22 protein-coding genes are annotated in these 19610 nt (G+C 28.0%); 1 reads left to right on the forward strand and 21 read right to left on the reverse strand.

All coding sequences use genetic code 11. The features are described 5' to 3' along the window. The 19 genes from ACTHUW_RS01620 to ACTHUW_RS01710 form a co-directional block, all read right to left on the reverse strand. Positions 1 to 1049: RelA/SpoT family protein (locus tag ACTHUW_RS01620; protein WP_442212354.1), on the reverse strand; the 1049-nt coding region annotated here is incomplete at its 3' end. 22 nt (positions 1050 to 1071) lie between these two features. Further along, complete coding sequence (locus ACTHUW_RS01625) at positions 1072 to 1584, reverse strand: adenine phosphoribosyltransferase (protein WP_442198031.1); 513 nt, start codon at positions 1582 to 1584, stop codon at positions 1072 to 1074. A gap of 18 nt (positions 1585 to 1602) precedes the next feature. Further along, positions 1603 to 4008 carry a single-stranded-DNA-specific exonuclease RecJ gene (recJ, locus tag ACTHUW_RS01630; protein WP_442212357.1) on the reverse strand — a complete coding sequence of 802 codons (2406 nt, stop codon included), beginning with the start codon at positions 4006 to 4008 and terminating at the stop codon, positions 1603 to 1605. A 69-nt stretch (positions 4009 to 4077) separates the two neighbouring features. Continuing rightward, on the reverse strand, positions 4078 to 4419 hold the full coding sequence (locus ACTHUW_RS01635; protein WP_442212359.1) for a LapA family protein: 342 nt from the start codon (positions 4417 to 4419) through the stop codon (positions 4078 to 4080). 13 nt (positions 4420 to 4432) lie between these two features. Then, positions 4433 to 6106 carry an ABC1 kinase family protein gene (locus tag ACTHUW_RS01640; RefSeq protein WP_442210510.1) on the reverse strand — a complete coding sequence of 558 codons (1674 nt, stop codon included), beginning with the start codon at positions 6104 to 6106 and terminating at the stop codon, positions 4433 to 4435. A 118-nt stretch (positions 6107 to 6224) separates the two neighbouring features. Next, positions 6225 to 7088: a protein translocase subunit SecF gene (gene secF, locus ACTHUW_RS01645; protein ID WP_442210512.1), complete on the reverse strand. Its 864-nt coding sequence runs from the start codon at positions 7086 to 7088 to the stop codon at positions 6225 to 6227. A 12-nt stretch (positions 7089 to 7100) separates the two neighbouring features. Further along, positions 7101 to 8369, reverse strand: a complete 1269-nt coding sequence (gene secD / locus ACTHUW_RS01650; protein ID WP_442199064.1) for a protein translocase subunit SecD — start codon at positions 8367 to 8369, stop codon at positions 7101 to 7103. 20 nt (positions 8370 to 8389) lie between these two features. Next, positions 8390 to 8893 carry a gamma carbonic anhydrase family protein gene (locus ACTHUW_RS01655; RefSeq protein WP_442198692.1) on the reverse strand — a complete coding sequence of 168 codons (504 nt, stop codon included), beginning with the start codon at positions 8891 to 8893 and terminating at the stop codon, positions 8390 to 8392. A gap of 14 nt (positions 8894 to 8907) precedes the next feature. Next, complete coding sequence (gene scfB / locus ACTHUW_RS01660; RefSeq protein WP_442210514.1) at positions 8908 to 10260, reverse strand: thioether cross-link-forming SCIFF peptide maturase; 1353 nt, start codon at positions 10258 to 10260, stop codon at positions 8908 to 8910. A 63-nt stretch (positions 10261 to 10323) separates the two neighbouring features. Then, positions 10324 to 10470: a six-cysteine ranthipeptide SCIFF gene (scfA, locus tag ACTHUW_RS01665; protein WP_442198690.1), complete on the reverse strand. Its 147-nt coding sequence runs from the start codon at positions 10468 to 10470 to the stop codon at positions 10324 to 10326. 65 nt (positions 10471 to 10535) lie between these two features. After that, positions 10536 to 10916, reverse strand: a complete 381-nt coding sequence (locus ACTHUW_RS01670) for a TIGR04086 family membrane protein (RefSeq protein WP_442199328.1) — start codon at positions 10914 to 10916, stop codon at positions 10536 to 10538. 83 nt (positions 10917 to 10999) lie between these two features. Beyond that, positions 11000 to 11275, reverse strand: a complete 276-nt coding sequence (yajC, locus tag ACTHUW_RS01675; protein WP_442197894.1) for a preprotein translocase subunit YajC — start codon at positions 11273 to 11275, stop codon at positions 11000 to 11002. Between the two features lie 90 nt (positions 11276 to 11365). After that, on the reverse strand, positions 11366 to 12487 hold the full coding sequence (gene tgt / locus ACTHUW_RS01680; RefSeq protein ID WP_442197896.1) for a tRNA guanosine(34) transglycosylase Tgt: 1122 nt from the start codon (positions 12485 to 12487) through the stop codon (positions 11366 to 11368). Between the two features lie 14 nt (positions 12488 to 12501). After that, positions 12502 to 13524: a tRNA preQ1(34) S-adenosylmethionine ribosyltransferase-isomerase QueA gene (queA, locus tag ACTHUW_RS01685; protein ID WP_442210516.1), complete on the reverse strand. Its 1023-nt coding sequence runs from the start codon at positions 13522 to 13524 to the stop codon at positions 12502 to 12504. Between the two features lie 4 nt (positions 13525 to 13528). Further along, positions 13529 to 14536: a Holliday junction branch migration DNA helicase RuvB gene (ruvB, locus tag ACTHUW_RS01690; RefSeq protein WP_442197892.1), complete on the reverse strand. Its 1008-nt coding sequence runs from the start codon at positions 14534 to 14536 to the stop codon at positions 13529 to 13531. 12 nt (positions 14537 to 14548) lie between these two features. After that, a complete protein-coding gene (gene ruvA, locus ACTHUW_RS01695; protein ID WP_442197891.1) occupies positions 14549 to 15136 on the reverse strand; it encodes a Holliday junction branch migration protein RuvA in 588 nt (195 codons plus the stop codon). Positions 15137 to 15148: 12 nt separating this feature from the next. Next, the gene (ruvC, locus tag ACTHUW_RS01700; RefSeq protein WP_442197890.1) at positions 15149 to 15643 is read right to left on the reverse strand and encodes a crossover junction endodeoxyribonuclease RuvC; all 495 of its coding nucleotides are present in this window, start codon (positions 15641 to 15643) and stop codon (positions 15149 to 15151) included. A gap of 70 nt (positions 15644 to 15713) precedes the next feature. Further along, entirely contained in the window at positions 15714 to 16295 is a 582-nt protein-coding gene (locus ACTHUW_RS01705; protein ID WP_442197889.1) for a hypothetical protein, read from the reverse strand. A 67-nt stretch (positions 16296 to 16362) separates the two neighbouring features. After that, positions 16363 to 17106: a hypothetical protein gene (locus tag ACTHUW_RS01710; protein WP_442197888.1), complete on the reverse strand. Its 744-nt coding sequence runs from the start codon at positions 17104 to 17106 to the stop codon at positions 16363 to 16365. A gap of 110 nt (positions 17107 to 17216) precedes the next feature. Between ACTHUW_RS01710 and ACTHUW_RS01715 the strand changes: the two genes are divergently transcribed. Next, a complete protein-coding gene (locus ACTHUW_RS01715; RefSeq protein ID WP_442212362.1) occupies positions 17217 to 17726 on the forward strand; it encodes an HPP family protein in 510 nt (169 codons plus the stop codon). A gap of 141 nt (positions 17727 to 17867) precedes the next feature. Here ACTHUW_RS01715 and ACTHUW_RS01720 read toward each other — a convergent pair whose 3' ends face one another. After that, on the reverse strand, positions 17868 to 18596 hold the full coding sequence (locus tag ACTHUW_RS01720; RefSeq protein ID WP_442212364.1) for a YebC/PmpR family DNA-binding transcriptional regulator: 729 nt from the start codon (positions 18594 to 18596) through the stop codon (positions 17868 to 17870). Positions 18597 to 18676: 80 nt separating this feature from the next. Continuing rightward, a complete protein-coding gene (gene cysK / locus ACTHUW_RS01725; RefSeq protein WP_442210518.1) occupies positions 18677 to 19594 on the reverse strand; it encodes a cysteine synthase A in 918 nt (305 codons plus the stop codon). Between the last annotated feature and the right edge of the window lie 16 nt (positions 19595 to 19610).

The following is a 19610-nucleotide window of genomic DNA, read 5'->3' on the forward strand; positions in this document are numbered from 1 at the left end:
AAATTTTCTTCTTCTTTATTTCCCTCTTTATATTTCCAATGTGCTGCTATACCATATTCTGCAGTTTTGTGCATATCCCAAGTTCTTATTTGAACTTCAAATATTTCACCACCAGGACCTATCAATGTAGTATGAAGTGATTGATACATATTTGCTTTTGGCATAGCAATATAATCTTTAAATCTTCCAGGTATAGGTTTCCACAAAGTATGAACTACACCAAGAGCACCATAGCAATCTTTTACTGAATTTACTATTATCCTTATAGCGGTTAAATCAAATATTTGTTCAAAAACTTTATTTTGATAAACCATCTTTCTATATATGCTATAGAAGTGTTTAGGTCTACCATTGATTTCACTTTCTATATCAACTTCATCTAATTTAACATTCAATTTATCTATTACTTCATTAATATATTCTTCTCTTTCTTTTCTCTTTTTAGAAACCTTATCTACTAAATCATAATATCCTTCTGGATCTATATATCTAAGAGATAAATCTTCTAATTCCCATTTTATTTTAAAAATACCTAATCTATTTGCTATAGGAGCATAAATTTCTAAAGTTTCTAAGGCCTTTTCTTTTTTCTTTTCATCAGACATATATTCTAAAGTTCTCATATTGTGAAGTCTATCTGTTAACTTAATTATGATAACCCTGATATCTTTTGCCATTGCAATGACCATTTTTCTCAAACTTTCAGCTTTTCTTTCTTCCTTTGTCTTATATTGGATTTTCTTTAGTTTAGTTACTCCATCTACTAAATTAGCTACTTCCACGCCAAATTCTTCTTTGACTAAATTATAGCTATTTTCAGTATCTTCAATGACATCATGAAGTAGACCAGCTATTATAGTGCTAATGTCCATATTCATATCTGCTAATATTATTGCAACATTAACAGGGTGAATTATAAAATCTTCACCTGAATTTCTCAGCTGTCCCTCATGAGCCGATTTAGCAAAATTATAAGCCTTCCTTACTTTTTCTACATCTGCTTGAGGGTTATATTGTTTTATTTTTTCAACTAGCTTTTCTATTGACAATTAACCCACCTACTTTATCAATTTAATATTTCACTAATGATTTCACATTATATCCTTTTATCTGATCAATACCATTTAAAAAAGTTAATTCTATCAAAAAATATAATCCCACTACTTCTCCACCTAATTGTTCAACCATTTTAATGGTAGATGCTACTGTTCCACCTGTAGCTAAAAGATCATCAACTATAATAACCTTATCATTCTTCTTTATAGCATCCTTATGTATTTCTAATACATCCGTACCATATTCTAAATCGTATTCATAACTAATAGTCTCAGCCGGTAATTTCCCAGGTTTTCTTATAGGTATAAATCCTTTATTAGTAGCATATGCAAGCGGTGCACCAACTAAAAATCCTCTTGCTTCTGGCCCAAGAATAAGATCAAACTCTACATCTTCTGTCAATCTCTTTAATTCATCTATTGAATATTTGAATGCATCTTTATCCTTTAGAACTGTTGTAATATCTTTGAAACTTATCCCTTCTTTTGGAAATCCATCTATATTTCTAATTTTTTCTTCTAAATTCACTCGTGTTCCTCCTTTAATTTATACTACATAATCATTTAAAGACCTTAATAATTTGGAAGATTTTATATCCACTTTATTTTCTGTCTTTATTAATTTAATATAATAATTTTTACTATCTATCTTTTTAAAATCTAATAAGTTTGTTTGCTTTAAAATTTTAAGAGCAAATACAATTTTCATCTTATTTAAATTTTTATCAGATAAAGAATTGATATATTTATCTATTTGAAGTTTAAATACTTCTTTATTTCCCATAAAGGTCTTATAAATGAACCTTAGTTCTTTTATATTTGGTGTCCATTTTTCAATATTATCCATATTGTTTTTTAAATCATACTCACAGGATAAAACTTCAATATCAGGATGTATATTTCTCATAATATCATAAATTTCTTTATCAATAGGCAAATCATAAAGAATTGTTTTTTTATTATTATTTATAATTTCATTTTTTGTAGGATTAATTATAATTTCAATTTTCTTAAATATATCTCTACCCGATTTATCAATTCTTTTCATAAGTAAATTCAAATTATCTAAATCATTAATATATATCTTTATTTTTTTAGCTTCTAATATTTTATCATATAAATAATCTATTTTGTTTATATTAGTATTATTTAAAACTATATTTTTATTATATTTTTCAACTTTTGATGATATATTTTCAAAAACATTTTCAAAATATTTATTTTCAAACTCTTTATTTTTTTTAGAATTAATAATTATATCACGAGTAATAATTTGAACAGTTTTTTTATTCATGTATTCATTTATATCCAAGCTACCTATTATATTTATAATATCAGTATGTTCTATTTCATAAGCTAAATGTCCTAAATTAAATCCAATAGAATCAATTTCAATGCCTTTATATATTACAGATAGTTTTAAATGTGATTTATCTTTTCCTACTGCCCTAATATCCTTTACTATTGCATCTTCAAATAAAAATACTGGACTTGAATTACCCATTCCAAAGGGTGAAAGATTTTCTAATGTTTTTACAGTATTTATGCTTATATCTTCTGCTTCAACTATAGCATCAATTTTGACTTCTTTTATAAAATCTTCATCATCTAACATGTGACCTACAATATCATTGATTTTTTCCTTAAATATTGGAAGATTTTCCTGGTCTATGGAAAGTCCTGCAGCCTGACTATGACCTCCAAAGCCTAAAAATAAATCCTTACATTCTTTAAGGGCATCATAGATATTTAGGGGACCTATACTCCTTGCTGATGCCTTTCCTATTCCTTTATCATCTATTGAAATTAAAATAGAAGGTCTATGATATTTTTCAGTGATTCTTGAACTCACTATGCCTATAACACCAGAATGCCAATCTTTAGATGCAAGCACTATTATATTATCATTTGCCATATCATGTTTTTTAACCATTTTTTCAGCTTTTTCTAAAATCTCAGCTTCTACCCTTTGTCTATTCTTATTTTCTTCATCTAATTTTTTTGATATTTCTAATGCCTTTTCATAATCTGTTGATGTAAATAGTTCTACACCTAAACTTGCTGATTCCATTCTCCCAGCTGCATTTATTCTTGGACCTATTATAAATCCAACATGACCTGAACTAATCTTTTTATCTTTTAATCCTGTAACCTCTATCAATGATTTTATTCCTAAATTTGAAGTTTCTTTGATTAAGTCTAATCCTTTTTTTACTATTAATCTGTTTTCATCAATTAAATCTACAATATCTGCTACAGTTCCTATAGCTACTATAGGAAGAAGTGACAGATAGTCAACCTCAATTTCAAACTCGAAACTCACAGCTTGAACTAATTTAAATGCTACTCCAACACCTGCTAATTTTTTGAAAGGATAAGTGCTATCATGCCTACTTGGATTGATTACAGCTATAGCTTTTGGCAAACTTTCACTTGGTGTATGATGGTCTGTAATTATCATATCAATTCCTATTTCATTTGCATAATCTGCTTCAGATATGGAAGTTATACCACAATCTACAGTTATAATTAAATTACCTTTTTGCATTTTTATATAATCAATTGCAGATTTGTTTAATCCATATCCTTCACTATGTCTATTTGGAATATAAAATTGTACTTTTATACCAATTTGAGAGAAAAAATTAACAAGCAGCGAAGTGCTTGTTACTCCATCCACATCATAATCTCCATATATCCATATCTTTTCATCCAGCTCTATAGCTTTCATTATTCTTTTAGTTGCAAGCTTCATATCATTTAAAAGAAATGGATCATGCAAATCATTATAAGTAGGATTTAAAAATTTTCCTATATCTTCCTTGTTTTTTATTCCTCTATTCAATAAAATTTTAGTAATCAAATAAGATATATTCATTTCTTTTGAAATGTTTTTTATATCATTTTCATTTTGATTTAAAAGCTTTAAAAACTTTTTGTCATTATTTGTCATATATTCACCCACTATATTTGTAAACATATATAATATTATAGCTAATAGATAAGTTTATTTCAACATTGTTTAATATTTTTCATTATTATTTGTCATATTTTCACTATCTACTTCTTTTATTTCATTGTTATTTAACTCTTGTTTTTTTCTATCAAGTCTAGTACAATCCTTTTTAAGTCTTTCTATTTCTATATTTTGATCTTTTATAGTTTTTGACATCTTCCTATGTCTAACCATTCCTAAAAGTGCTACTATTATTGCTCCAACTAAAGCGGAGATAAATATAACTAATGCTTGTGAAACTTCTACCTCAGTAAATAAAAAATTAATAAGTACAGATGCAGAATTTTGAAGAGCAAATACTGCTATTAATATAGCAAATACTAAAGATATTATAAACCACAGTTGCATGAAAATCCCTCCTTTATTTTTTGATTTCCCAAGAACGAAATATTATAGATATAATAAGTATTATACCCATTACTCCTGCAAGTAAAAACCCTATAAGCCCTATAGCACTCATTCCCAATATTTGAGGACCAGCTTCATTTTGAGCTATAGTTGATGAACCTATTATTATGGCAGATATTATAAGACTTAAAGAGAGCTTATTGGATATAGAGTTTAATTCTTTTCTGAATTTAGAAAGCCCTTCATGGTTCATATTTATCGTAGTCTTATCATTGCTTATTTTATAAAATATATTATTTAACATCTTAGGTAGTTCTGATACTTCTTCTAGCATTGTATGAATAGAGCTTGAAGTTTTCTTAAATATTTTTTTACTATTTAATTTATCCTTTTTTATAGTATCTAACAAATCTTTTGAAACATCTGTAAGATTAAATCTTGGATTTAGATTTTTAGCTGTACCTTCTATTGATATAATTGTCTTTATTAACACTATTAATTGACTTGGCACTCTCACCTTATGCTTATAAGTTATTCTTAAAATGTCAGTAAGTGCATCACTAAAATCTATTTTATCAAAAGATAAATTATAATAATAATTTAATACATAGTTTATATCTCTTTTAAACAACATCTTATTAGTATCTTTTGGTATAGAATCCATCTTATAAAGTGTTTCTACTATTTTTTCAGAGTTTTTTTCTACAGAAGATTTTAAAAGCAACATTAATAATTTAGTGCTTTCATCATCTAAATATCCAACCATACCAAAATCTACAAATCCTATTTTTTCCTTCTCTACTACAAATAAATTCCCAGGATGAGGATCTGCATGAAAAAAACCATGAACAAATACTTGTTCCATATATGTTTTAGCTAAATTATATGCTATTTTTTCTTTATTATAGATATTTTTTGATAGTTCTTTGATATTATTTATCTTTATACCATCTATCTTAGATGTTACAAGTATTTTCCTTGTAGTAAATTCCCAAAATACTTTTGGTACAAAGGCATACTTATTTTCTTTTAAAGCTTCTTTAAAGTTTTCATAATTTTGAGCTTCCATAGTATAATCCAATTCTCTTCTTAATGTTGTTGAAAATTCTTCTACTATATCTTTAAAATTAACTACATTTTTCTTTACAACATAATCATCTATAATTCCCGCTATTGTATCTAATATATCTAAATCTTTTTCAATTAAATTTTTTATGTTTGGTCTTCTTATTTTTATTACAACTTCTTCACCTGAAAAAAGTTTAGCATTATATACCTGACCAATAGAAGCTGCTGCTAGTGGATTTTCATCAAATTCTAAGAAGCAATCTTCTATATTTTTGCCTATTTCTTCTTTAAATAATCCTCTAGCCTTATCTAAGCCAAACTCTCCTACATCATCTTGTAATTTAGATAACTCCTCTACTATATCATTAGGTAGTAAGTCATATCTAGTACTCATCAATTGCCCTAGCTTAATATAGGTAGGTCCTAGCTCTTCTAGAGCCATCCTAAGTCTTTCACCCCTAGTATAATTCTCACTTAATTTACTAGACTTTCTAAAAAAAACCTTCTTAAAAAACATCCTATTAGGAAGTCTATCTGCAACTACACTAAAGCCATATTTAGTTAGAATATTATAAATTTCCCTATATCTATGTATTTTAGTTGTTTTATTTTTTTTCATATCTACCTACCTCTACTAGTATTACTTTATTATTAGTTTACCCCAAATTCATCCATACTAATAACCATATAATTAATAAATTATATAAATAAAATCTCAGGAAAACCTGAGATTTTATTTATTTTGAATTTGCTTTTAATAAATACCATACTGGACTTGCAATAAATATTGAAGAATAAGTTCCTATTAAAACACCAAGTATTAAAGGAAGTGCAAATTCTCTGATTGCATCTACTCCAAATATATATAGACAACCAATAGCTACAAGTGTAGTAAATGAAGTATTTATAGTTCTTATTATAGTTTGAGATATACTAGTATCTACTAATTTATCATATTCTGTTTTCTTAAATAATCTTAAATTTTCTCTTATTCTATCAAATACAACAATAGTATCATTTATAGAATAACCTACTATTGTAAGAAGAGCTGCTACAAATGAAACATTTACAGGCAATTTTAATATAGCAAATATAGCTAGAGTTATTAGTATATCATGGGTTAATGCTATAAGTGCAGATATACCAAATTTAAACTCAAATCTAAAAGTTATATATATAAGCATTCCAACCATTGCAATAGCTATAGCAATTAATGCATCATTTCTAATCTCCTCACCTATTGAAGGTCCAATCTTTATAGATTGTAATGGTTTGTTATCTTTTAAATCATATTTTTCTTTGAATTTATTAAATATTTCATTTCTTTCTTCTATAGAATAATCTTCTTTTGTCTTAATGATTATTTCATGATTTTCATCACCAGCATGAACTATATCAGCATCCTTATCATAATCATCAGTTATTTCTCTTGCTTCTTTTACAGGGATATTTTTACCCAAATCTATCTGAATCAAAGTTCCTCCAGTAAAATCAATTCCAAAATTTAATCCATTTATAAATAACATCACTATTCCAATTACAATAACAATAGTAGATATTATAAAAAATATATTCCTTTTTTTAATTATTTCTAAATTCAAATTTTCTCCCCCCTATGCGCCAAACATTTTTGTATTTTTTGTTATTTTCATATTAATAACTAGTTTTAATAATAACCTTGTAATAAATAAAGCAGTAATCATAGATGTGATTATACCTATTATAAGCGTTACTGCAAAACCTTTTATAGGTCCTGTACCAAAATTAAATAAAACTATTCCTGCAATAAGGGTAGTTATATTAGAATCTACAACAGTTGATAGTGCATTTTTAAAACCAGCATCTACAGAAGATCTAATTGATTTTCCAAGTCTTATTTCTTCTTTTATCCTCTCAAATATTACCACATTAGCATCAACAGCCATACCAATAGAAAGTATAAGCCCTGCTATACCAGGAAGTGTAAGGGTTGCATTTAAACTAACCAATGTAGCTAATACTATAAGTATATATATAGTAAGAGAAATATCAGCTATAAGTCCTGGTAATCTATAAAAACCAATCATAAATAAAAATATTAATATAATTCCTATTGTAGCAGCATATACTGACTTATCTAAAGAAGTAAGTCCAAGGCTTGGTCCAATTTCAGATGCTTGTACTTCTTCCATTTCTATAGGAAGTGCTCCTGCCTTTATAAGAGTTGATAATTCTGTAGCTTCTTCTATTGTAAAATTACCTTCTATAGTAGCAGATCCATCTGTAATAACATCATTTACAGCTGGTGCTGATATAACTTCATCATCTAAAACTATACTTATAATCCTACCTTCACCTACTGGATTTGCCATAGCTTTTTCTGTTCCTTCTTTAAACAATTTCGCACCTTCAGAATCAAATTCCAATGATACTACCGGAACATTTTTACCAGTTGTTTGTTGTTCTATATATACAGGCTCAGAATTCTTTACATTTTTTCCACTTACAATAACTTCGCCTTCTGAATTGATGAATTGTAACTCTGCAGTTTTTCCTATCATATCAAAAGCTTCTTGGGTATCTTTTAGTCCTGGAAGTTCAATTCTTATTCTATCTTCCCCTTCGATTGTTATAATAGGTTCTGTAACACCTAATCCATTTACACGTTGGTCAATTATAGCTTTAGCTTCTGTCATCTTTTTCTTTAGTTCTTCTCCACTCGCATCACTTTTTGCTTCAAGTACAACATATACTCCACCTTCTAAATCAAGACCCAAATTAATAGATTTATTAATTGGCTCAATTTCAAATTTTCCAATATTAATTCCTTCAAGAGCTACAAATACACCTGTACCTACTATCAAAAGAATTAAAAGGAAAATAATGATACTTTTAGACTTCATAATCTTTCCTCCTCAAAATATTACTCTTTATGTTTTTTTGATAATTCAACATAGTTTTTTGCTGATTTTTTTAAATTTTCAATTTCATCATCTGTTAATTTTCTTATGACCTTAGCAGGAGAGCCAAGTGCAAGTGTTCCTTTAGGAATTATCTTTCCTTCAGTTACCAAACTTCCAGCTCCTATAAGTACATTTTCTTCTATTTTAGCTCCATTTAAAATTATAGCTCCCATTCCTATAAGCACATTGTTTTCAATATTGCATCCATGAATTATAGCTTTATGACCTATAGTTACATTGTCTCCTATTATTGTAGGAATGTTTTTTTCTACATGAATTATAGTACCATCTTGAATGTTTGAATTTTGTCCAATAACTATTTTATTGATATCTCCTCTTAATACAGTTTGATACCATATATTAGAATCCTTACCTACAAATACTTGTCCTATTATATCAGAACTTTCTGCTATAAAACATGACTTGTCAATTACAGGTGAAAATTCTTCAAAATCTTTTATCATTTTATACCTCCCATTTATTCCTCTAAATTTGCAAGTATGGAAATTGAACTTTCAATTCTCTTTTTTTCCATTTCACAGCCTATAGTATAAGGCTTGTTTATGTTTTTATTAAAATTATAAGCATTTGCATGACATCCACCACTACAATAAAACTTTGCCCAACAATTAGAACAATCTTCCTTATTATATACATTTGCTTCATTGAATTCATCAACTAAGCTAGTATTTTTTATACCTTCATCTAAATTCCCAAGTAAAAATTTCTCATCTCCTACAAATTGATGACAAGGATATAAATCTCCTTCTGGAGTTACAGCTAGATACTCAACCCCTGCTCCACAACCTGAAGCTCTTTTTATTGCACACGGGCCTTGATTTAAATCTATCATAAAATGAAAAAAGTTAAAATCCTTATCTTTTCTTTTTATCTTTATATATTCTTTAGATAATTTATCATATTCATCTAATATTGTAGCCAAATGTTTTTCAAGTATTGCATATTCCATTTCTGGTTCAGTTACAACAGGTTCAACAGATACAGATTTAAAACCTAGCTTATACATTTCCATTATGTCTTTAGAAAAATCTAAATTTTTCGAAGTAAAGGTTCCTCTTAGATAGTAATCCTTACCATTTCTTGAATTTGCCATATCTAAAAATTTAGGAACTATCAAATCATAGCTACCTTGTCCATTTATAGTTTTTCTCATATTATCATTTACTTCTCTTCTTCCATCTAAACTAAGTACAACATTGGACATGTGTTCATTGATAAAATCCATTTTTTCTTGATCTAGGAGTAAGCCATTTGTAGTTATAGTAAATCTAAAATTTTTATTGTTTTCTTTTTCTATTTTTCTACCATAATAAACAAGTTCCTTTACTACATCAAAATTCATAAGAGGTTCTCCACCAAAAAAATCTACTTCAAGGTTTCTTCTATTCTTAGAGTTTTTAACTAAAAAATCCAATGCTTTTTTTCCAGTTTCTAGACTCATAAATGCCTTTTCACCATTGAAATCTCCTTGGGATGCAAAACAATATTCACATCTCAAATTACAATCATGGGCTATATGAAGACATAGTGCTTTCACTATTTTTTCCTTATTCATATTAACATCTTGCAAGTAATTATCATTAGAGAAAATCATCTCATTTGATTCTAATTCTTTTATTTCTTCATATCCTTCTTCTATAAGTTTCATATCATATCTATCTTTTAAATCTTCTTTTATAAGCTTTAAATCTTTTTCTTTATATAAATCAATTAAATCCCATATTAATTCATCCACAAGATGTACTGCACCACTATTTACATCAAGTAGGACAAATTTATCATTTTGCTTAAATTTATGTATATTTTTCATTTGTTTTTTCCTCCTGTGCTTTGCTAATTCAAACGATAAAAAAGTAGTGTTTCACACTACTTTTTACCTCTTTGTGTTTTCACAACTTTGGTTACCTACTGTGCATGATGTCTTACATGCTGATTGACAAGATGTCTGACATTCACCACATCCACCATATTCCATTGTGTTTTTTAAATTTTTACTGCTTAACGTTTTAATATGTTTCATTTTCTTACCCCCTAATTCATAACTTACGTTTAAATTATATCATAAACTATACTGGGTATAAAGCTTTATTTTAAGTTTACTCCTATCATTCCAGCTATCATTCCTGTAAAAAGTCCAACTAATAATTTTGTAAAAGTAAAAATAGAAAATGCTGAGCTTTTAAAAGCTATTATACTAAAAAGTATTAAAACAAGCATATAGGATAGGCCTACTATTCCTCCATTAATAAAACCTTTTTTAGATGAATTAATAGACATTTTTATTGCACCTAAAGATATAGATAATATTAATATTATAGTATTGACTAGTGGTATCCATTTTTCTCCTAGACTTGTATAGGTAAATATTAAAGTGAATATTATAAAAAACACCAAACTTACTATAAAACTAAGTAATAAAGATTTCCCTAATAATAAAAAATATTTATTATTTTTTTTATTATCCATCAAACACACCTCCACCTTAATTAATAGATATGCATGTTTGATTTTTTTTATGACAATAAAAAAGACTGGCCAAAGGCCAATCTCTAATTATTTGCACTCACGTTTACTTGGTTACCTACTGCCCATTTCTTTATATCGAATTTTACCTTGTCAGCACCAACTTCAATTGTAATATCATCTTCTTTTATCTTTCTAATTATCCCAACTATACCGCCTATAGTTACAATGTGATCTCCTACTTGTAAATTACTTCTCATTTCACGTACTTTTTTATCCTTTTTTTGTTGCGGTCTGATAAGTAAAAAGTAGAATATAGCAAGTAATGCTATTGGAAATGCAAATGCTCTTAAAATATCCATTAATATATACACCTCTTTCCATTCATAATATATTCATTATATATTTTTTATATGTCTTTTTCAAGATAAGTAAAGAATTTTCTAATATATTTATTTTAAATAACCATATTTCTCATAAAATTCGTCCCTATATTCAAGTAATCTATCTTCTTTTATAGCTTCTCTTATATTTTCCATAAGCTTGATTAAGAAATATAAATTATGTGTAGTTGTAAGTCTTGCACCTAATATTTCATCTGCTTTAAATAAATGTCTTATATAGCTTCTAGTATAATTTTTGCAAGTATAACAGCCACATTCACTATCTAGTGGAGAAAAATCTTCCTTATACTTTGCATTTTTAACTACAACTCTACCACTACTTGTAAAAACAGTACCATTTCTTGCAATTCTTGTAGGAAGTACACAATCTGCCATATCTATACCACGAATCACAGCTTCAAATAAATAATCTGGACTACCTACGCCCATGAGATACCTTGGCTTATCTTTTGGCAAAAGTGGGACAGTATAATCTAGTACTTCATACATCAATTCTGCAGGTTCTCCTACACTAAGTCCTCCTACTGCATATCCTGGAAAATCTAAATCTGTTATTTCTTTAGCACTTTGTTCTCTTAAATCCTTATACATACCACCTTGTACTATGCCAAAAATGCCTTGACTTTCAGGATTTTTATGAAAATCCTTACATCTTTTTGCCCATCTTGTAGTTCTTTCTAGAGACTTTTTAACATAATCTCTATCTGCTGGATATGGAGGACATTCATCAAATGCCATAACTATATCTGAACCAAGAGAATTTTGAATCTCTATGGATTTTTCTGGACTTATGAAATGTTTAGAACCATCTATATGAGATCTAAAATGAACTCCTTCTTCCTTTATCTCTCTAAGATCGCCTAAACTAAATACTTGAAATCCACCACTATCAGTAAGTATAGGTCTATCCCAATTCATAAATTTATGAAGTCCACCTGCTCTTTCTATCAGCTCATGGCCAGGACGTAAATATAAATGATAAGTATTACTTAATATTATCTGAGCATTCATATCCTTTAGCTCCTCTGGTGTCATAGCTTTAACAGTAGCTTGAGTACCAACAGGCATGAAAATAGGTGTTTCTATTTCACCATGAGGTGTAGTAATTTTTCCAAGTCTTGCCTTTGTATTTTTTTCTTCTTTAATAAGTTCATATTTAATTGCCAATATATTCACTCCCAAAACTATTTTATAATCATTGCATCTCCAAAACTAAAAAATCTATATCTTTCCTTTATAGCTTCTTCATATGCATTTAATACATTTTCCTTGCTTGAAAGTGCACTTACAAGCATTACAAGTGTTGATTCAGGTAAATGAAAGTTTGTAATAAGAGAATCTATTACTTGGAACTTAAAACCTGGATATATGAAGATATCTGTCCATCCTCTAGATTCTTTTACCCTACCATCTACACTAACTGATTCAAGGGTTCTAGTAGATGTAGTACCTACTGAAATTATTTTTTTATTGTTTTCTTTTGCCTTATTGATTATATGTGCTGTTTCTTTGCTTACCTCAAAAAATTCTGAATGCATCTCATGATTATCTACATCATCTACCTTTACAGGTCTAAATGTGCCAAGACCCACATGAAGTGTTATATAGGCTATATTTACACCTTTTTCTTTTATAGCTTCAAGTAATTCATCAGTAAAATGTAGACCAGCAGTAGGTGCTGCAGCTGAACCTTTAATTTTAGAATATACAGTTTGATATCTTTCCTTATCTTCTAATTTTTCTGTTATATAGGGTGGCAGAGGCATTTCACCTAATTTGTCTAATATTTCATTAAAAATACCATCATAAATAAATTTAATTTTTCTAGTTCCACCTTCTTTTATATCAACTACTTCTGCCTTTAAAATTCCATCTCCAAATTCTATTATATCACCAATTTTTGCTTTCTTACCTGGTTTTACAAGAGTCTCCCAAAAATCACCTTCTATGTTGTTTAGGAGTAAAAACTCTACCTTTCCACCAGTATTTTCTTTTTTACCTAAAAGTCTTGCAGGGATTACACGAGTATTGTTTAATACAAGTACATCACCTTCATTTAAAAAATCAATTATATTAGTAAAGTTTTTATGTTCTATTTCTCCACTTTCTTTATCTAAAACCAAAAGTCTTGATTTTTCTCTATCTTTAAGGGGTGTTTGTGCTATAAGTTCTTTAGGTAAATCAAAATAAAAATCACTTGTTTTCATAAAATCATTCCTTACTATTGATATTAAAATGTTCCAAACATTTTTTAGTTATAACCCGACCTCTTGGAGTTCTATTTATAAATCCAATTTGAAGTAAATAAGGTTCATATACATCTTCAATCGTATTTCTTTCTTCACCAATGGTTGCAGCTAGTGTATCTAGCCCTACAGGTCCATGAGAAAAATTATGGATTATAGAAAGTAATAATCTCTTATCTATATTATCAAGTCCTAGTTCATCTATTTCCAATAAGGTTAGAGCCTTATCAGCTACTTCCTTTGTAATTATTCCATCTTCTACAACCTCAGCATAGTCTCTAACTCTCTTTAATATCCTATTAGCTATTCTAGGTGTCCCTCGAGATCTCTTTGCTATCTCAAGTGCACCTTTTACATCTATTTCTATACCTAGTATTCCAGCTGATCTTATAACTATACTTTCTAAATCCTCTATATTATAATAATCAAGTTTTGCCATAACTCCAAATCTATCTCTTAATGGAGATGTTAAAAGTCCAGCACGAGTTGTTGCTCCTATAAGAGTAAATCTGGATAAATCAAGTCTTATAGAACGTGCGCTAGGTCCTTTTCCTATTATTATATCTAGAGCAAAATCTTCCATAGCAGGATAAAGTATCTCCTCAACACTTCTATTTAACCTATGAATTTCATCAATGAATAGAACGTCTCCTTCACCTAAATTAGTAAGTATTGCAGCTAAATCTCCTGCCTTTTCTATTGCAGGACCAGATGTAATCCTTAGATTTACCCCCATCTCATTTGAAATAATACTTGCAAGAGTTGTTTTACCAAGTCCAGGAGGTCCATATAGTAATACATGGTCAAGAGATTCATTCCTAATTTTTGCAGCTTCTATAAATATCTTTAATTTTTCCTTTACCTTGTTTTGACCTATATAGTTTTCTAATAATTTAGGGCGCAAAGTACTTTCTATATCAATATCTTCATCTTTTATATTACTTGTAATTATTCTATTTTCCTTTTCATCCATAATTATCACCTCTTATCTTTTTGATAATTCACTTAAAGATAATTTTATTATATCTTCAGTGAGAAGCCCTTCTACATCAATACGTGCTATTATATTTCCAACTTCATATTTTGTGTAACCAAGTGATACCAATGCATCCATTGCTTCATCAGTATTAGAGTTTATTTTTATACTACTAGTATCTAGTTTTTCGATATCATAATCTTTAATCTTATCTTTTAATTCTAGAATCATTCTATTAGCAGTTTTTTTGCCTACTCCTTGTGCTTCAGATAATTTATTTGCATCTTCATTTATAATAGCATATTTTATTTCATCTACTGACAATGTAGATAGGATTCCAAGTCCTACTTTTGGTCCTATTTTTGATACTGATATTAAATTCAAAAATAATTCAAGTTCATTTTTTAAACTAAAGCCATATAAACTCATATCATCTTCTCGTACATTTAAATAAGTATAAACTTTAACTTCTTCACCTAGTTTTAAATCTCTTATAGTGTTTACAGATGTGCTTATCTTATATCCAATACCATTATTTTCTATAACAATATAATCTTCCTTCATCTCTTCTATAAATCCCTTTATATATCTATACATTTTATCACTCCACTATCTCATTTTAAATAATTTATCAAAGGCACCAGAATGAGCATGACTTATAGCAACAGCCAGTGCATCGGCAGCATCATCTGGTTTAGGTATTTCCTTTAAATTAAGTAATATCTTCACCATTTCTTGAACTTGTTTTTTTGTAGCCCTACCATATCCTACTACACCTTGTTTTACCTGAAGTGGAGTATATTCAAATATTTCTATATCTTGATTCATAGCTGCAAGTATTTCTACTCCTCTTGCTTGTCCAACTTGAATAGCTGTTTTTACATTCTTATTAAAAAACAATTCTTCTATTGCTACACAATCAGGATTGCTTTGTTTTAATATTTCAGTTAACTCATCATATACACACTTTAATCTCGCTTGTGGGCTCATAGTAGATGGTGTGGTTATTACTCCATAATCTATAACTTTAAAATTATTTCCAACATAATCTACAATACCATATCCTACTATAGCTATTCCTGGATCTATACCAAATATCCTCATTTATACATCTCCTAAACTTTCTATTATATAATTCTATCATATTTAAACGAATAATAGAAAACTTCATAAGCTAGCTTATGAAGTTTTCTATTATTGCTCCTATGTCATCTATACTATCAACTAATATACCTTTTTTTAATTTATTTTTATCATAGTCACTAAAAAATTCAATAGATTGATCTAATTTCTTAAACAAGGTTTTCTTGCCCTCATCATCTATCTTATATATAGAGACAAATCCTTCATATTCTCCTACTATATAATGATTTGGACATAGATAGTCTTTTGAAATACGAATTATAATCCTATCAGAATCAAATCTCAAAATTTTCATTTCATGATTTGTTTTAAAATTCTTTTTAAATTTTTCTTCATTCATTTTTATGTATTTTTTCTTATCAGCTTCAAATTCCCTTAGAACATGTTCACACTCAGTATAATAATTTTCATATTCAATAATTGTATCTTCATTTATCTCTTCCTCAGGACTAACATTTATTTCTTTTGATAGTTCTTCTTTAGCTTTGTCAATTTCCACTTTGTTTTTGTTATCTTGCTTATTTAAAGTAATATCTAAAAATGTAAATACTAAAAATACAAAAACAAGTGATAAAGCTAAAAACAAATAAAATATTTTATAAGATTTTTTCATAATATCCTATCATCCTTTCTTAAAGATATTATGTCCTATAAATTATTTTATATTCAATTATATATAATTAGCAGGGGTATCTCTTTAAGACCCTATCATTTAATGCATACCAACATGATCCTTTAAATATATTCATAAGATTTTTTATAAGTTCTTTAACTAATATATCATAAACTCTATCTAATTCTTCTTTTGTAAAATTTATGTTTTCTTCTCTTATATTAAATTCATTTGGATTAAAATCAAGTTTCAATTGTCTATCAATATAATCATCAATATTTTTTATTTTAGAGTGGATTATTTTTTCTGCAAAAACCCTTATAAGGCTTGTATATTCTGAACTTTCACTTTCATTTATATCAATTTCTTCTCTTATTTTATGTCTAACATTATTGATTTCTTGATTTGCATAATTAAAATGAAATAAATATGTTTTATCATAAAGAGTTTCTAAATCAAAATATTTAAGTCCCATTTCTTCTAACACATTGATCCATTTATTATTGTAAAACCCATATTTATAACCTTCCATATAAAAACAAAGTTCAATCCTATCAATATCTTCATGAATAACCTTTGTAATTGATTTAGCTATAGTAAGTGGATTCTTTCTGTGTTTTAACACATTTTTTATTTTATTTTCAATATTCTTCATACAAATATATTGAGGATAAATATTACTTATATTTTTTTCCAAATCATATAATGATAACAATATATGGATTGAATTTATATCATTTTTAAATAAAAATTTATTTTTAAGACCTTCATACAATTCCCAAGGCTCTATAGCAGAAGCTTGCAAATCCATCCCTCCTTCTTTAGAAATTATTACCAGTATAAAATAAAATAAACCTATTTATTTTATTATTTTTTGTGTTGTGATACTATATAATTATATTTATTTAAACATAAGGGGTGTTGATAATCATTTTTTTTGATTCTAAATTCAAAGATAATATTAAACGATATATATTTCAATGTATATTAGCTACAATTTCAATAATGTTTATATTATTATTTTTAAATTATTTTGTATATACAACCATAATAGCAAGTCTTGGTGCTACTACTTTTATTGTTTTTACAATGCCAAAGACTCATTCCGCTCAAACTAAAAACATATTAGGTGGTTACACACTTGGTATAGTTTTTGGTATAATCTTTCATCTAATATCAATATTTTTAATAGATATAATTGATTCTATCAACTTACATACACTTTATATGATTACTGGAGCATTATCTGTAGGAGTTACAAGCTTCATTATGACTATTACAAATACAGAACATCCACCAGCTGTAGGAATGGCTCTATCTTTAATTCTAACCCCTTGGGAGTTTAAAACTTTATTTTTTGTCTATCTATGTATAATCCTTATGATAGTAGTAAAGAAGCTACTTAAAAAGCAACTAATTGATTTACAATGATTGCTTTTCGACAAAAAAAGACTCGAACGTTTATTATACTATTATATCATATTTTTTTCAACAATTGGCAAAAATAAAACACTCTTCTTTGAAAAATCTTACATCAAAGTTAGAGTGTTTTATTTGTATTTTAATTAATTTTTATTCCATATCCCAGTTGTGATGTACTTCTTGTACATCATCATGATCTTCAAGATTATCTATAAGTTTTTCCATGTTTTTTAAATCTTTTTCATCATCTAATTTTGTTTCATTTTGAGCTATGAAAGATACTTCTGCTGTTGAAAATTTATATCCCATAGATTTAAGATTTTCTCTTACATCTTTAAAATCTTCTGGTGAAGTTGTAATTTCAAAATATTCATCTTCAGCCTGAAAATCCTCTGCACCAGCTTCAATAGAATTCATCATTAATTCTTCTTCATCTATATGATCATTTTTTTCTATCAGTAATATACCTTTCCTATCAAACATAAAAGATACACAACCTGTTGCTCCTAAATTACCATTGTATTTAGAAAAGAAATGTCGCACATCAGCTGCTGTTCTATTCTTATTATCAGTTAAACATTCCACCATTACAGCAACTCCATTTGGTCCATAACCTTCATAAGTAATCTCTTCATAAGTTACACCATCTAAATCTCCAGAACCTTTTTTAATAGCCCTATCTATATTATCATTTGGCATATTTTCTGTTTTAGCCTTTTCTATAGCATTAGCAAGTTCAGTGTTATATTCAGGATCATCTCCACCTTCTTTTACTGCTACTGTAATAGATCTAGCTAATTTGGTAAATATTTTTCCCTTTTTTGCATCTTGTCTGCCTTTTCTATGTTTAATATTGGCCCATTTTGAATGTCCAGCCATTTATATTCCTCCTTTATAACTTCCTTTAAAATTATTAATATTCTAACACAATATTAATAATTTTTAAAGCTAAAGTATCATTAGTTAAATATATTCATACTTAAGTATCTCTCACCACTATCAGGTGCTATTACTACTAATCTTTTTCCCTTACCTAATTCTTTAGCTACCTTTAAAGCAACATTTATTGCAGCCCCAGAAGAAATACCTACAAATATACCTTCCTTCTTAGCTAATTCTCTAGTAGTTTTTACTGCATCTTCTCCACTTACCTTTTTTATTTCATCTATAAAATCCATATCTAATACATGTGGAATGAATCCTGCTCCTATACCTTGTATTCTATGCGTTCCTGGATCTTCACCACTCATCACTGCAGACTCACTAGGTTCTACTGCTATTATCCTTATATCCTTATTTATTTCTTTTAAAACAGATCCAACACCAGTTATAGTACCTCCTGTACCAACTCCAGCTACAAATGCATCTATATTCCCATCTGTTTGTTCAAGTATTTCTTTTGCTGTAGTTTTTTTGTGCATTTGTGGATTATTGTTATTTTTAAATTGCTCTGGCATAAAATAATTATCATTTTCACTTTTTAATGAATTGGCCTTTTCTATGGCCCCATTCATACCTTTTTCACCCATAGTTAATACTAATTCTGCTCCGTATGCTCTAAGTAAAGTTCTTCTTTCCATACTCATAGTATCAGGCATTACGAGTATCACCTTATATCCTTTAGCTGCACCTATCATAGCAAGACCAATTCCAGTATTTCCACTAGTAGCTTCTATTATAGTTGAGCCTTCCTTTAGTAATCCTTCTTTTTCAGCTTCTTCTATCATATTTAAAGCAATTCTATCCTTTATGCTACCTCCAGGATTAAAAGATTCTAATTTAACCAATACCTCTGCACTATCACTATCAATAATTTTTCTTAATTTAATCATAGGCGTTAGACCTATTAATTCACTTATATTATCTACAATTTTCAAAGTTATACCTCCTAAT

The organism is Senegalia sp. (in: firmicutes) (genome assembly GCF_052088025.1).
Lineage (GTDB): Bacteria > Bacillota > Clostridia > Tissierellales > SIT17 > Anaeromonas.